This window comes from Mesorhizobium sp. M5C.F.Ca.ET.164.01.1.1, assembly GCF_004792125.1.
In the GTDB taxonomy this organism is placed as follows: domain Bacteria; phylum Pseudomonadota; class Alphaproteobacteria; order Rhizobiales; family Rhizobiaceae; genus Mesorhizobium; species Mesorhizobium wenxiniae.
The window spans coordinates 633,235-647,891 of record NZ_SRTG01000002.1; the positions used below are offsets into that span (position 1 = coordinate 633,235).

Genomic DNA, 14,657 nt, shown 5'->3' on the forward strand with positions numbered 1-14,657 from the left:
TCGACTGGTCCCGGAGCCGTCGGCCGCGGCCAAATTTCCGACAAACATCGACACTATGGCCACGCCGACTTCCCCGATGGCGCGGCCCAGCTACTCTAACTCAAGAAACTGGTTGTTGGCATGAAGATTCGCGTCGCGCTCGTTTCCGCACTGCTGGCCGTTTCCGGCTGCACGACGCTGGGCAGGAGCCCTGGCTCCACGGTGGCGCCGCAGCCGGCCGCCACGCCGAAAAGTGACGGCAAGATCGCGACGACGATCATTTCCGCCATGGGGGGCGGCCTCGTCAGCGGATCGATCGGTACCGGCTTGAGCGATCCCGAAAAGCGCAAGGCGCTGGAAGCGGAATACAGGGCGTTGGAGTACACGGCGAGCGGCCAGAAGGTGACGTGGAAAAGCGATCGGTCGGCGCATTACGGTGAAGTCGTGCCCGCCCAGCCCTATCGTGTCGGCTCGCAGGACTGCCGGCAATACACCCATACGGTCTTTACCGGCGCCGCCGGCACCACCGCGCGCGGAACCGCTTGCCGCAACGCCGATGGCAGCTGGACGCCACTGACATAACGACCGGCCGAATAGCTCCGGTTGACATCAATCAAGGACATGCGACGCACCTGCCGTCAAAGCGTCGCAGGACACCTGTGTTGGCAGGGCAGGGCTCTGCCGTTATTGGAAGAAGCATGCTGTTCTGGGTCATAGCTGCCATTCTCACGCTGGGTGCAAGCCTGGCGGTTCTGCTGCCGCTGGCCGGCGGCTCGAAGGGTGGTTCAGCGAGCAGCGATCATGACCTTGAAGTCTATCGCGACCAGTTGTCCGAGCTTGACCTGGACGTGGCGCGTGGCCTGATCCAGCCGGCGGAGGCCGAAGAGGCGCGTGCGGAGATCGCCCGCCGCATCCTTCGACTTGACAATGCCGCCGACAAGTCAGCGGCGCGGCAGCCGTCGACGGCGACCAGGCTGGTTGCGACGGCCGCGGTCCTGGCGGTTCCGCTGGTCAGTTGGGGCTTGTACAGCCAGCTCGGCTCGCCCGATCTGCCGTCGCAGCCGCTCAGCGAGCGACTGGCCAAGAATCCCGCCGACAGTTCGGTGGAGGAACTGGTGGCACGCGCCGAGGCCCACCTTGCCGCGAATCCGTCCGACGGCAGGGGTTGGGACGTTCTGGCGCCGGTCTATCTGCGCATGCAGCGGTTTTCCGACGCGGTGACGGCGTACCGCAACGCCATTCGCCTCGACGGCGACAGCGCCGCCCGCCAGGTCGGCCTCGGCGAGGCGATCGCCAGCGCAGCGGGCGGCATAGTCTCGGCCGACGCTCAGGCCGCCTTCGAGGCGGCGCTGAAGCTCGATCCGGCAAATCCGAAGGCCAGCTTTTATCTGGCGATGGGCATGGCGCAGGAAGGGCGCACTGAGGAGGCGACAGCTGGCTGGCAGAAAATGCTAGCGGCCTTGCCGCAGGACTCAGCCTGGCGCGGCGCCGTCGAGCAGGCATTGGCCGAATCCGCCAGGCAGAACGTCGCTTCGGGAGTGCCTGCAAAAGGCCCGGACGCCGCGAATGTCGATGCCGCCTCGTCGATGTCGCCGCAGGACAGGGAAGCGATGATCAACACCATGGTCGCGGGACTTGCTGAAAAACTGCGGCAAAACCCACGCGATGCGGAAGGATGGATGCAGCTTATTCGTTCCTATGTCGTGCTGGGCAAGGCCGATCAGGCGCGCGACGCGCTCAATCGCGGTATCGCCGTTTTTGGCTCCGATAGTGACGAAGCCAAGAAATTCACCGCCTTTGCCGTCTCGCTCGGCCTGACGGCGACGGAGTAAAACATGACGCGCAAGCAGAAAAGACTGTCTGTGATCGCCGGAGGGTTGGCCTTCCTCGGTGCCGCCACCGGCCTGACCTTCTACGCGCTCGGCCAGAAGGCCTCCTACTTCTACATGCCCGCCGATCTGACCACCGCCGGCCTGCAGCCTGGGCAACGTATCAGGCTCGGCGGCCTCGTCGAAAAAGGCACGATCGAGCGCGGTCTGGGGGCTACCGTCGCTTTTTCGGTGACCGACAACCAGAAGCAGGTCAAGGTCACCTACACCGGCATTCTTCCCGACCTTTTCCGCGAGGAGCAGGGCGTCATCACTGAAGGCACGTTTCGCCCGGACGGCGTCTTCGTCGCCGACAGCGTGCTGGCCAAGCACGACGAGAACTACATGCCCAAGGAGGTGGCCGACGGCCTCAAGTCCAAGGGCGTGTGGCAGGAGAGCAAGAGTGACTAAGCAGGTTCCGCAACAGTGTCTCACGGTTTTGCGGCAAGAACCTGTGGCAAAACAAAAACCTGGCGGGCGCCACAATGGTTGAAACCGGACATTTCGCGCTGGTCCTGGCGTTCGCGCTGTCTTTGGTGCAGACGCTGGTGCCGATGTTCGGCGCGCGCATGAACAACCAGAAGATGATGGCCGTCGGCGGTCCGGTCGCGGTGACCGGCTTTACCTTGACCGCTCTGTCCTTCGCGGCGTTGGCCATAGCCTATGCAACGTCCGATTTTTCGGTGGCCAACGTCTGGGACAACTCGCATTCGCTGCAGCCGCTGATCTACAAGATCACCGGCACTTGGGGCAATCACGAGGGCTCGATGCTGCTCTGGGTGCTGATCCTGACCTTTTTTGGAGCCCTCGTCGCGGCTTTCGGCAGCAATCTTCCCGCGACCCTTCGAGCCAATGTGCTGGCCGTGCAAGGGGCGATCGGCGCCACCTTTTTCCTGTTCATCCTGGCGACGTCAAACCCGTTCGCCAGGCTCAATCCGGCGCCGATCGAGGGCCGCGATCTCAATCCGATCCTGCAGGATCTCGGCCTCGCCATCCATCCGCCGCTGCTCTATCTCGGCTATGTCGGCTTCTCGATTTGCTTTTCCTTCTCGGTCGCCGCCCTGATCGAAGGCCGCATCGACGCGTCGTGGGCCCGCTGGGTGCGGCCATGGACGCTGGTCGCCTGGATGTTCCTGACCGGCGGCATCGCCATGGGTTCCTACTGGGCCTATTACGAACTTGGCTGGGGTGGTTTCTGGTTCTGGGATCCGGTCGAGAACGCCTCCTTCATGCCTTGGCTGGGGGGCACGGCGCTGCTCCATTCGGCGATCGTCATGGAAAAGCGCTCGGCCCTGAAGATATGGACACTGTTGCTGGCGATCCTGACCTTCTCGCTGTCGCTGCTCGGCACCTTCCTGGTGCGCTCAGGCGTGCTCACTTCCGTCCACGCCTTCGCCACCGATCCGACGCGAGGCGTGTTCATTCTCTGCATCCTGACACTGTTCATCGGCGGATCGTTGGCGTTGTTCGCCCTGCGCGCCTCGAGGTTGACGGCCGGCGGCCTGTTTCATCCGATCTCGCGCGAAGCAGCGCTGGTCCTCAACAACCTGTTCCTGACCACGGCCACTGCCACCGTGCTGATCGGCACATTGTATCCGTTGGCGGTCGAGGCCGTTTCAGCCGATAAAATTTCGGTCGGCGCGCCGTTCTTCAACCTGACATTCGGACCGCTGATGGTGCCGCTATTGGTCGTGGTCCCGTTCGGACCACTGCTGGCCTGGAAGCGCGGCGACATCTTCGCCGTCGCCCAGCGCCTGATGGCGGCCTTCGCCGCAGCGCTTCTGGCCGTGCTGGTAACGGCCTTGTTCATCGATGGCGCCTCGGTGTTCGCGGCACTTGGCGTCGGCCTGGCCTTCTGGCTGATCTGCGGCGCGCTCACCGATATTGCCGTCAAGTCCGGCTTCGGCACTGTCGCGCCCGGCGTCATGCTCAGGCGCTTCGCCGGCCTGCCGCGTTCGGTCTTCGGCACCGCACTCGCCCATCTTGGCCTCGGCCTGACGACGCTGGGCATCATCGGCACGCTTTGCTTCGGCACCGAGAAGATCTTGTCGATGCATGCTGGCGAGACCGTGCAACTGTCCGGCCACACGCTGCGCTTCGAAGGGCTCTATCCGGCCCAGGGACCTAACTATAGCGAGGACCGCGGCCGCTTCGCTCTGCTCGGCGCCGATGGAAGCACTACCGCTGTAATCACCTCCGCCAAGCGCTCCTATCCGGTCCGACAGATGACGACGACCGAGTCCGGTATCAAGACGATCGGTTTCAGCCAGCTCTATCTCTCGCTTGGCGACGAGGGGACCGACGGCTCCGTCGTGGTGCGGCTGTGGTGGAAGCCGCTGGTGACGCTGATCTGGGGTGGCGGCCTTGTCATGATGGCGGGTGCCGCGATGTCGCTCATGGACCGGCGCCTGCGCGTCGGGGCACCGTCCCGCCGTCGCAAGTCGGCGGGCGCCGTACCTTCCGCGAGCCTGCTATGACCGCAAGATTTTCACTGGCCTCCCTAGTCTTGCTGCTGACGCTGTTGTTTGCCGGCGCCGCACTTGCGGTGAAGCCCGACGAGGTTCTGGCCGACCCAGCGCTCGAGGCGCGGGCGCGGACGCTTTCGGAGCAGCTGCGCTGCATGGTTTGCCAGAACCAGTCGATCGACGACTCCGATGCCGACCTTGCCCGCGACCTGCGCGTGCTGGTGCGCCAGCGCCTCGTCGCCGGCGACACCGACCGGCAGGTGATAGACTACATCGTTTCCCGCTACGGCGAGTTCGTGCTGTTGAAGCCGCGCTTCAGCCTGCGCAATGCGCTGTTGTGGGGTGCGCCGGTGTTTCTGCTGCTTGCCGGCGGCGCCGTCGTCGTGCTCGGCGCCCGCTCGCGCCGCTCCGCGCCTGCGGCCATGCTCACCGCCGAGGAGAAGGCAGCGTTGGACAAGATGCTGGGCAACTAACTCGGCCATTCCTCCGGCGGCCACTCCCGCGACGTTGCCGGTACATTACAAAAGTTTCATGCACCGGAAATGGCGCCGTAATGTGCGCGCCCCTATTTCTCTTGCCCGAGGATGCCGACCGAAGCGCATCCCTTGAAAGAGGATACGAGACCCATGAATATTGCCCCCAATTCAAATCCCCGCACCCGCAAACGCCTGTTGGCTGCCGCCGCTTCAGTGGCCATTGCCGGCGCGATCGGCTTCGGCGCGGTTGCCACCGGGACAGCCCCGGTCCTGGCCGAGGCGGTGCGTGTCGAGGCACCGCAGGTCCCGAGCTTCGCCGACGTGGTCGAGCGCGTTTCGCCGGCGGTCGTCAGTGTCCGCGTCAAAGCCAAGATAGAAACGACCGCCGACGACGGCTCCGACCTGCCCGACGCCTTCGGCAATCTTCCCGACGATCCGCAATTGCGCCGCTTCTTCAGGGAGTTCCGTGGCTTTGGCGATCAGGATGGCCGGGATGGAATGCGGCGTTTCGGACGCCGTGACCGCCAGCCGCGGCCGGTCGCCCAGGGTTCCGGTTTCTTCATCTCCGAGGATGGCTACCTCGTCACCAACAACCATGTCGTCGGAGACGGCACGTCCTTCACGGTGGTGATGCATGACGGCAAGGAACTCGACGCCAAGCTGGTCGGCACAGATCCGCGCACCGACCTCGCTGTGCTCAAGGTCGAAGGCGACGGCAAGTTCACCTATGTCGACTTCGCCGATGATTCCAAGGTTCGCGTCGGCGACTGGGTCGTGGCCGTCGGCAATCCGTTCGGCCTCGGCGGCACGGTCACCGCCGGCATCGTCTCGGCCCGTGGCCGCGATATCGGCGCCGGCCCCTATGACGACTTCATCCAGATCGACGCCTCGGTGAACCGCGGCAATTCGGGCGGCCCGACCTTCAACCTCAACGGTCAGGTTGTCGGCATCAACACCGCGATCTTCTCGCCGTCCGGCGGCAGCGTGGGCATTGCCTTCGACATTCCCGCCTCGACGGCCAAACAGGTCGTGCAGGATCTGATGAAGGACGGCACCGTCCAGCGCGGCTGGCTTGGCGTCGAGATCCAGCCGGTCACCTCAGAAATCGCCGAATCGCTCGGGCTGAAGTCCGATAAGGGTGCGCTCGTTTCCAGCGCGCAGGAGGATGGTCCCGGCAAGAAGGCCGGCATCACCGCCGGTGACGTCATCACTCAGGTGGACGGCAAGGACGTCGCTTCGCCGAAGGAACTCGCCCGTCTGATCGGCGCCTACCAGCCCGGCAAGCCCGTCGACGTCACGTTGTGGCGTGACGGCAGGAGTGAGACCGTCAAGGTCGATCTCGGCACGCTGCCTTCGAGCGACAAGCAGGCTTCGGCCGACCAGCAGCCTTCCGCTCCGCCAAAGGCCGATACGCTGGCCGATCTCGGTCTCACCGTCACCAGGTCCGACGATGGCAAAGGGCTTGTGGTAACCGATGTCGATCCCGACAGCGATGCCGCCGATCGCGGCATCCAGCCCGGCGACGTCATCACCTCGGTCAATTCGACGGAGGTCAATGGCACCGACGACGTTGCCAAGGCCATGGCCGATGCGGTGAAGTCGGGCCGCAAGGCGGTGCTGATGCAGATCACCCGCGACGATAGCAACCGCTTCGTCGCGCTGCCTGTCGCCAAGGGCTGACGTCCAAACTTTTCCGGTGCGGCGGTTTCAAACACTCCCGAGCCGCCGCACGGGAAAGCACGGGGCTTGAATACATTAGTTAGTCAGTCATCGTGTTCCGCCCCAGCGGCAGCGGGCGATGGGAGCCCGCTGCCGCTCGAACAAGCATGACGGCATGCCAACAACAAAGCAGGTCGCCCAAATGCCCGCCTCGGGCTTGATCCGAGGGTGCCGGCGGCTCGGCGTCAACGACATTCCAAAACAAAGACTTACTGCGTATCCTTGAATCACTTTGTTCGCGATACGCCCTGATGAAGGCCACGATACATATGCCGGCCACTCAATCTTCCAGCGAAATCGCGTATAACGGTCCCATGAAGATTCTCGTCATAGAAGACGATCGCGAAGCGGCCGATTACCTCCAGAAAGCCTTTACTGAGGCCGGACACACCGCCCATGTCGCCGGCGACGGCGAAACCGGCTTCGCGCTCGCTGATTCAGGCGACTATGACGTGATGGTCGTCGACCGCATGCTGCCGCGCCGCGACGGCCTGTCGGTCATCGCCGGTCTGAGATCCAGGGGCATCACGACGCCGGTGCTGATCCTGTCGGCGCTCGGCGAAGTCGACGACCGGGTCACCGGCTTGCGCGCCGGTGGCGACGACTATCTGACCAAGCCATATGCCTTTTCCGAGCTTCTGGCCCGGGTCGAGGTGCTGAACCGCCGCGCCAGCGCCAGGGAAGCCGAAACCCTCTACCGGGTCGGCGATCTCGAGCTCGACAGGCTCTCTCATTCGGTGCGGCGCGCGGCGCGCGAAATCACGCTGCAGCCGCGCGAGTTCCGCCTGCTGGAATATCTGATGCGCCATGCCGGCCAGGTGGTGACGCGCACCATGCTGCTGGAAAATGTCTGGGACTATCATTTTGATCCGCAGACCAACGTCATCGACGTTCACGTCTCGCGGCTGCGCGGCAAGATCGAGAAGGGCTTCGACAAGCCGATTCTGCACACGGTTCGTGGCGCCGGCTATATGCTCAAGAGCGGGTAGCATGGCTCTTTCCATGCCGTCCATCATGAAGACGACGGCAGCGCGGCTTTCGGCGCTCTATCTCCTGCTGTTCGCCATCTGCGCTGTGCTGCTCGTCTTCTACATGACCTCGCTGTCTGCACGCATGCTGACCGGCCAGACGCAGGAGACCATCAACGACGAAGTGCTCGGCCTCGCCCGGGCCTACCAGCGCGGCGGCTTGCCGCTGCTGGTCCGCGTGGTCGAGCAGCGCTCCCGCCAGCCCGGCGCCAATCTCTATTTGATCGCCGACACCAACGGCCAGATCCTGACCGGAAACGTGCAGAGCCTGGAGCCCGGCGTTCTCGAGGCCGAGGGCTGGACGACAGAGCCATTTTCCTATCGGCGCTTCGGCGAGGGCGAGCTCGAGCGGCAACGCAACCCGGTCGCTGACCCGAACAAATCCAGCCAGAGCGAAGTCCAGGTCCAAGGCGAGAAGGGCCATAACGCCATCGCCTTGGTGCTGCGCCTGCCGAACCAGATGATCATGCTGGTCGGTCGCGATCTCGGCGAGCCTGAGCGGTTCCGCGCCGTCATCCGTCGCGCCTTGATGCTGGCGCTCGGCATGATGGCGCTAGGCGGGCTCCTGATCTGGTTCTTTGTCGGCCACGCAGCGCTGAAGCGCATCGACAGCGTATCGGAAGCCAGCCGCCGTATCATGGGCGGTGACCTCTCCGGCCGGCTGCCGGTCACCGGGGCCGGCGACGAGTTCGACCGGCTGTCGGAAAACCTCAATTCCATGCTGGCCAGGATCGCCACGCTGAATGAAGGGCTGAAGCAGGTCTCCGACAACATCGCCCACGATCTGAAGACACCGCTGACCAGGTTGCGCAACCGTGCCGAAGCGACGCTTTCCGGCAAGCACAGCACTACCGACTACCGCCAGGCGCTGGAAGGAACGATCGCCGAGTCCGACCAGCTGATAAAGACCTTCAACGCCATCCTGATGATCTCCAGGCTGGAGGCGGGCTATTCCTCCGAAAGCACCAGCCGGGTCGATCTGGCTGCGTCCGTGCACGATGTCGTCGAGCTCTACGAGCCGGTGGCGGAGGAGGCGGGGGTGACACTCGAGACGTCGGTGCAGGATGGCTTCGCCGTCGACGGCAATCGCGAGCTGATCGGCCAGGCGCTATCGAACATCGTCGACAACGCGATCAAATATTCAACCGACTCGACAGCCAAGCCGACCGTCCGCGTGGCGCTCGATCGCGTCGGCAGGGAAATCAGGCTTTCCGTCACAGACAACGGCCAGGGCATTCCCGACGATGCCGATCGCGCCAGGGCAACCGAGCGTTTCGTGCGGCTGGAGAAAAGCCGCTCGCAGCCGGGTTCCGGCCTGGGCCTCAGCCTCGCCAAGGCAATCATGACATTCCACAATGGACGGCTTGACCTTCTGCCCGCCGATCCCGGATTGTCCGTCGTCATGAGTTTTCCCGAACGGGAGGATCGCTGATGGCGGTGAGGGCGGCTGCGGAACAGACCAACTGGCTTTTGAAGCCGGCCGCAAAGCTCGTCCCCCTGGATCGGAACCGCGCCAGGCGGGAATTGTCGGAAATCGCTTCCGCCGCGCAGGAAGACGGGCTTACCCGGCTCGCGAAATTCCTTGCCGGCAAGAGCGCCAGTCAGGAGTTCCTCGCGGCAGTGTTCGACCTGTCGCCATTCCTGCGCGGCACTGTGCGCCGCCGCCCGCAGATCCTTGATGCGCTTTTGGATGAGACCGTCGAGACCCGGCTGGCCTCGATCGGCGCCGCGATCGACAAGGCCGTGCAGGCGGAAGGCATCTCTGAAAACAGCCTGATGATGGAGCTGCGGCAATGGAAAGCGGAAGCGCATGTCCTGATCGCGTTGGCCGATCTTGCAGGCGAGGCTGAAACTGCAATCACAGTACGGCGGCTGAGCGGTCTTGCCGACGCCTGCATCCGCGCTGCTGTCGACTTCCTGCTTCGCGACGCGCACGGACAAGGCAAGCTCAAACTGCCGGACCCCGAGGGTCCGGCGCGCCGGTCGGGCTGGATCCTGCTCGGCATGGGCAAGCTTGGCGCGCATGAGCTGAACTTCTCCTCCGACATCGACCTCGTCGTTTTCTTCGACCCGCAAGCGCCAGCCGTCGTCGATCCGCTCGATGCGACGGAGCTGTTTTCGCGCCTGACCCGCCGGCTGGTCCGCATTCTCCAGGACCGCACCGAACACGGCTATGTTTTCCGCACCGACCTAAGGCTTCGTCCCGATCCCGGTTCGACGCCGCTGGCGATCCCGCTCGAGGCGGCACTGCGCTACTACGAGGCGCGCGGCCAGAACTGGGAGCGCGCGGCCATGATCAAGGCGCGTCCGGTGGCCGGCGATCTCGCCGCCGGTGCTGCGTTCCTGAAGGACCTCCAGCCCTACATCTGGCGCAAATACATGGACTACGCGGCGATCGCCGACGTCCATTCGATCAAGCGCCAGATCCACGCCCACAAGGGCCACGGCGAGATCGCCGTGAAGGGCCACAACGTCAAGCTCGGCCGCGGCGGCATTCGCGAGATCGAATTCTTCGTCCAGACCCAGCAGCTCATCGCCGGCGGCCGCTTCCCCGAGCTGCGCGGCCGCGAGACCGTGCCGATGCTTGGCCAGCTTGCGGCACGCGGCTGGATTACGGCCGATGCGCGTGACGCGCTCGCTCGGCAATACTGGTTCCTGCGCCGTGTCGAGCATGCCGTCCAGATGGTCGCCGACGAGCAGATCCATATACTGCCGGAAGATGACGAAGGGCTCGAACGCATTGCCTGCATGCTCGGTTTTGCCGATGCGGCGGTCTTTGCCGAGGCCTTCCGCGCCGCACTCCATCAGGTCGAACGTCACTACGCAGCGCTTTTCGAAACCGCGCCCGAGCTTTCGGCCGGCATCGGCAATCTGGTCTTTACCGGCGATGTCGATGACCCCGATACGTTGCAGACCCTGCAGAGACTGGGGTTCCAGCGGGCGAGCGACATCTGCCGGGTTATCCGCGGCTGGCATTTCGGCCGCTATCGCGTCACCCAGTCGGCCGAGGCGCGCGAGCGGCTGACCGAACTCACGCCGGCGCTGCTGCAATCCTTCGGTCAGACGCGCCGGGCGGACGAGGCGTTGATGCGCTTCGACGAATTCCTCGCCGGCCTGCCCGCCGGCATCCAGCTCTTCTCGCTGCTCCAGTCCAATCCGGCTCTGCTGAAGCTGCTGGCGACGATCATGGGCGCGGCCCCCCGGCTGGCCGCTATCATCACACGCCGGCCGCACGTGTTCGACGGTCTGCTGGATCCAGCCCTTTTGACCGAACTGCCGGACCGCGCCTATCTGTCCGGCCGTCTCGCCGCCTTCCTCGAAGACGACAGGGCCTATGAGGACGTGCTCGACCGCTTGCGCATCTTTGCGTCCGAGCAAAAATTCCTGATCGGCGTCCGGCTGCTTGCCGGCTCGATCGATCCGACCCGCGCCGGCCGCGCCTTCTCCGATCTGGCCGATCTCACCATCGACGCGGCGCTGCAGGCGGTCATCGCCGAGTTCGCGCTGCGCCACGGTCGCATCGCCGGCGGCACCGTTGCGCTGCTCGGCATGGGCAAGCTCGGCAGCCGCGAATTGACGGCCGGCTCCGACGTCGACCTTATCCTGCTCTATGATCACGACACCGATGCCGAAGAATCCGATGGCGACAAGCCGCTCGCCCCATCCCACTATTACAGCAGGATGACGCAGCGGCTGATATCAGCCGTGTCCGCGCCGACCGCCGAGGGCGTTCTCTACGAGCTCGACCTTCGCTTGCGGCCGTCCGGCAACAAGGGGCCGGTGGCGACCCATGTCGATGCCTTCGAGAAATACCAGCGCAAGGACGCCTGGACATGGGAACACATGGCGCTGTCCAGGGCTCGCGCGATCGGTGGCGATCAAGCGCTGTGCACCGAGGCCGAGGCCGAGGTGGCGGCGGTGCTTGCCCTGCCGCGCGACAGCGCCAAGGTGATAGCCGAGGCGTCCGAGATGCGCACGATGATCGAGAAGGAGAAGCCGCCACGCGATCTCTGGGACATCAAGCTGATTCCGGGCGGTCTCATCGATCTCGAATTCATCGCGCAGGTGGCGGTGATCACGGGAAAGGTCGAAGCCGGCCGCCGAATCACCGGGACGGCGGAAGTCCTGTCGAGGCTGGCGCCGGATTTCGCTGAGGTCCAGGTCAGGCAAGAGCTTTGCGATGCTTATGCGCTTTATCTGGCGCTGACCCAGATGACGCGGCTCTGCATCACCGGCGTATTCGAACGGGACGACGTTCCGCCGGGGCTTTCGGATCTGCTTCTGGCGGTTACCGACCTGCCGGATTTCGGAGTGCTGGAAGCGCACCTCAAGGAGACATCGCAAAAGGTCAGAAAGGATTTCGACCTTTTGCTTCGTGCGAAACGATCATGACGTCGCAACGCCAAACGGCTGTTTCGAAAAGCATCGGGGGCGCTGTCCATTCGGCGTTTCCGAAAGTTTCCAACCACTTCACGACAACAGAGCGTCAGGCGGCGGCTCTGACCGGCTGCGTCGACTTCTTGATCGGAATGCGCACCGACACGATCGTGCCGGTGCCTTCGGTGGAGCGGATTTTCAAGGCGCCGCCCTGAAGCTCGGCCAACGAGCGTGAGATGGCAAGGCCAAGGCCGGAACCGGCATGGCTCTTGGAAAACTGGTTCTGCACCTGTTCAAACGGCCGCCCGAGCTTGCTCAGCGCCTCCTTGGGGATGCCGCAGCCATTGTCTTCGATCGTCAGGACCAGAGCGCTGGACGTGTTGCGGGCCCTTACCGCAATGCGGCCGCCCTGGCCGGTGAATTTCACCGCATTCGACAGCAGGTTGATGATGATCTGCTTGATCGCCCGGCGGTCGGCGAACAGCGTCAATGAATCGGGGATGCGAGTTTCGACGGTGATCGACTTTTCCGCTGCCTGCAGCGAGATGACGCGCACCGTTTCCCTCATCAGCGGACAGAGGTCGATTTCCTCCTGATCCATCGAGAACTGGCCGGCCTCGATCTTCGACATATCGAGGATGTCGTTGATGACGCCCAGAAGATATTTGCCGCTGCCGTTGATGTCGGTGGCATATTCCTCGTAGCGCGGCGAACCCAAGGGCCCGAACAGCGCCTGTTCCATCAGCTCCGAGAAGCCGATAATCGCGTTGAGCGGCGTGCGCAATTCATGCGACATGTTGGCCAGGAACTCGGATTTGGCCCGGTTCGCTGCCTCGGCGCGCTCGGTTTCCTTCATGTATTTGCGATTGAGATCGACCAGTTCGCGCGACCGCTCTTCTTCCGCCCGGCGGGCAAGGCTGAGATCGTGGATCGTCGCCATCAGCCGGCGCTCGCTGTCGACCAGCTTCTCCTGGTGCAGCTTGATCTGGGTGATGTCTGAGCCGACCGAGACGGTGCCGCCGTCCCTGGTCCGCAGCTCGTTCACCTGCAGCCAACGGCCGTCGGCAAGCTGCCGCTCGAAGGTCACGCCGCCTTGCTGCCCGTTGGTGTTGGCAAGCCGGCGCTCCGAAGCGAAGGCAAGCATGCGATCTTCGAGAACGGCGCGCGAGGCGCCCGGCATCACGTCGCGATCCGACAGACCGTTGTCCTGCTGGTACTTGGAATTGCACATGATCAGGCGCTGGGCGGAATCCCAGAGCACGAAGGACTCGTTGATGTTTTCGATGGCCGTTCGCAGGCGAAGATCCGCGGCCTCGGAGCGCAGCGCCAGGTGCCGCTGCTCGGTGACGTCAACGGCGATGCCGATCAGCTGGATCTCCGGCGCTTCCGGATCGATCACCTGCGCCCTTGCGCGCATCCACACCCATTGTCCGTCGGCATGGCGCATCCGGAACACCTGGTCGATGTGATCGATCTCGCGGGCGACGATCCTGTTGGCGAGCTGGAACAGGTCGCCGTCCTCGGGATGGATGATCTCGTCGACCTCGCCGAACGACAGCATTGCGTCGCAGGGCTCATAGCCCAGCATGTCGTACATCGAGCGCGACCAGTACATCTTGCCGCGCACCATGTCCCAGTCCCACAGGCCGCAGCGGCCGCGCACCAGCGCCATGTCGATGCGCTGGTGCGCTTCGAGATAAATGCGGTCGGCGGCCAGGGCGCGCGCCGCCTGACCGAAATAGGCGTAGAGGATGACGATCAGCACGCCGGCTGTCAGCACGAACAGCGTGACGTTGAGCGAAACGGTCTTGCGCCATGTGTCGAAGACCGCATCCTGCGGAACGAGCGCTGCGGCAGCACCGTTCCTGCCGTTTGTCAGGCTCACCGCCGCATACCAGTCCAGGCCGCCGATTCTGACCTCCATCACCCCGGCGCGGTCGCCGAACATGAACAGCGGCTGACCGCCCTGGGCGATGGCGTCGAGCGACCGCCCCTCCCAGCCCGTCGATTGCGGTGTCACGGCAACGATCTTGAACGCGCTGTCGGTGACCGCAAGCACGTGGCTTCGGCCCATCGCGCCCTGACGGCTGATGCCCTCCAACAGGTCCTGCGTCGCGCCAGGCGTTGAGCCCAAGTTCGCAGCCACGCTAATCGAACTGGCCAGTTGGCCCGCCGCGAGCGAGAGGATCGCCTTGGCGTCGCGTTCCACGTCGTCACGCTCGTTCATCAGCGACAGGAACCGCAGCGCCGCGATGACGACCAGGAAAATGATGATGAGGGCCGGTATCGATCGGCGCAACAATGGCTCGGCTGCCAGAAGCCGTCGGTAGGCGGGTTCGGCGATGAGCCGCGCGTTGCCGGCGAGACCATCGCTTCTCGCCTCACGCCGCTCAAAAGCTGTCCCTCCGGGCGCGCCCCACGCGTCCGCCTTCGCCATAAATGGCTCTCCCCGATTTTAAATCTGCTTGATGATCCGGCGACGCCGCACTTCCGAATCTTCAGCTAAAGAATCAAAGGTGATTCGGCTTGTCCATAGGCGCGGCGAAAAAAGATTAAAAATCGACTAAAATAGTTCGGCGCCGACTCTCCCTTGAGGGAAGGGTGGCCCATAGGGCCGGGAGGGGTCCCCGGCGAAGCGCTCCACCTTTTAATCAAAGGTCGGGGCTGGTGGCGTCGGTCGAGGCCGCGTACTGCCGCAGCGACCCACCCGTCCATCCGCCTTCGGCGGCTGTCCACCCTCCCTCA

10 protein-coding genes are annotated in these 14,657 nt (G+C 64.1%); 9 read left to right on the top strand and 1 reads right to left on the bottom strand.

The window, feature by feature from the left end:
* Positions 1-120 precede the first annotated feature (120 nt).
* The 9 genes from EN807_RS19710 (at position 121) to EN807_RS19750 (ending at position 11,927) form a co-directional block, all read left to right on the top strand.
* On the top strand, positions 121-561 hold the full coding sequence (locus tag EN807_RS19710) for a hypothetical protein (protein WP_135936317.1): 441 nt from the start codon (positions 121-123) through the stop codon (positions 559-561).
* A gap of 116 nt (positions 562-677) precedes the next feature.
* Positions 678-1,811, top strand: a complete 1,134-nt coding sequence (gene ccmI / locus EN807_RS19715; protein WP_135936318.1) for a c-type cytochrome biogenesis protein CcmI — start codon at positions 678-680, stop codon at positions 1,809-1,811.
* A 3-nt stretch (positions 1,812-1,814) separates the two neighbouring features.
* Positions 1,815-2,258: a cytochrome c maturation protein CcmE gene (gene ccmE, locus EN807_RS19720; RefSeq protein WP_135936319.1), complete on the top strand. Its 444-nt coding sequence runs from the start codon at positions 1,815-1,817 to the stop codon at positions 2,256-2,258.
* A 74-nt stretch (positions 2,259-2,332) separates the two neighbouring features.
* Positions 2,333-4,324: a heme lyase CcmF/NrfE family subunit gene (locus tag EN807_RS19725; protein ID WP_135936320.1), complete on the top strand. Its 1,992-nt coding sequence runs from the start codon at positions 2,333-2,335 to the stop codon at positions 4,322-4,324.
* Entirely contained in the window at positions 4,321-4,785 is a 465-nt protein-coding gene (locus EN807_RS19730; protein ID WP_135936321.1) for a cytochrome c-type biogenesis protein, read from the top strand. The genes EN807_RS19725 and EN807_RS19730 overlap by 4 nt, the downstream gene beginning before the upstream one ends.
* A gap of 153 nt (positions 4,786-4,938) precedes the next feature.
* On the top strand, positions 4,939-6,468 hold the full coding sequence (locus tag EN807_RS19735; protein WP_135936322.1) for a DegQ family serine endoprotease: 1,530 nt from the start codon (positions 4,939-4,941) through the stop codon (positions 6,466-6,468).
* Positions 6,469-6,821: 353 nt separating this feature from the next.
* Positions 6,822-7,496, top strand: coding sequence for a response regulator transcription factor (locus EN807_RS19740; protein ID WP_189522512.1), 675 nt, complete (start codon positions 6,822-6,824; stop codon positions 7,494-7,496).
* 1 nt (position 7,497) lies between these two features.
* A complete protein-coding gene (locus tag EN807_RS19745) occupies positions 7,498-8,967 on the top strand; it encodes an ATP-binding protein (RefSeq protein ID WP_135936323.1) in 1,470 nt (489 codons plus the stop codon).
* Entirely contained in the window at positions 8,967-11,927 is a 2,961-nt protein-coding gene (locus EN807_RS19750) for a bifunctional [glutamine synthetase] adenylyltransferase/[glutamine synthetase]-adenylyl-L-tyrosine phosphorylase (RefSeq protein ID WP_135936324.1), read from the top strand. Before EN807_RS19745 ends, EN807_RS19750 begins: the two co-directional genes overlap by 1 nt.
* A gap of 94 nt (positions 11,928-12,021) precedes the next feature.
* On the opposite strand, the gene EN807_RS19755 is transcribed toward EN807_RS19750, so the two are convergent.
* The gene (locus tag EN807_RS19755; RefSeq protein ID WP_135936325.1) at positions 12,022-14,349 is read right to left on the bottom strand and encodes a PAS domain-containing sensor histidine kinase; all 2,328 of its coding nucleotides are present in this window, start codon (positions 14,347-14,349) and stop codon (positions 12,022-12,024) included.
* Positions 14,350-14,657 lie beyond the last annotated feature (308 nt).

Bases quoted from the DNA above. Each gene is read 5' to 3' on its own strand.
- EN807_RS19710 (WP_135936317.1), top strand. From the start codon at position 121: ATGAAGATTCGCGTCGCGCTCGTTTCCGCACTGCTGGCCGTTTCCGGC.
- ccmI (WP_135936318.1), top strand. From the start codon at position 678: ATGCTGTTCTGGGTCATAGCTGCCATTCTCACGCTGGGTGCAAGCCTG.
- ccmE (WP_135936319.1), top strand. From the start codon at position 1,815: ATGACGCGCAAGCAGAAAAGACTGTCTGTGATCGCCGGAGGGTTGGCC.
- EN807_RS19725 (WP_135936320.1), top strand. From the start codon at position 2,333: ATGGTTGAAACCGGACATTTCGCGCTGGTCCTGGCGTTCGCGCTGTCT.
- EN807_RS19730 (WP_135936321.1), top strand. From the start codon at position 4,321: ATGACCGCAAGATTTTCACTGGCCTCCCTAGTCTTGCTGCTGACGCTG.
- EN807_RS19735 (WP_135936322.1), top strand. From the start codon at position 4,939: ATGAATATTGCCCCCAATTCAAATCCCCGCACCCGCAAACGCCTGTTG.
- EN807_RS19740 (WP_189522512.1), top strand. From the start codon at position 6,822: ATGAAGATTCTCGTCATAGAAGACGATCGCGAAGCGGCCGATTACCTC.
- EN807_RS19745 (WP_135936323.1), top strand. From the start codon at position 7,498: ATGGCTCTTTCCATGCCGTCCATCATGAAGACGACGGCAGCGCGGCTT.
- EN807_RS19750 (WP_135936324.1), top strand. From the start codon at position 8,967: ATGGCGGTGAGGGCGGCTGCGGAACAGACCAACTGGCTTTTGAAGCCG.
- EN807_RS19755 (WP_135936325.1), bottom strand. From the start codon at position 14,349: ATGGCGAAGGCGGACGCGTGGGGCGCGCCCGGAGGGACAGCTTTTGAG.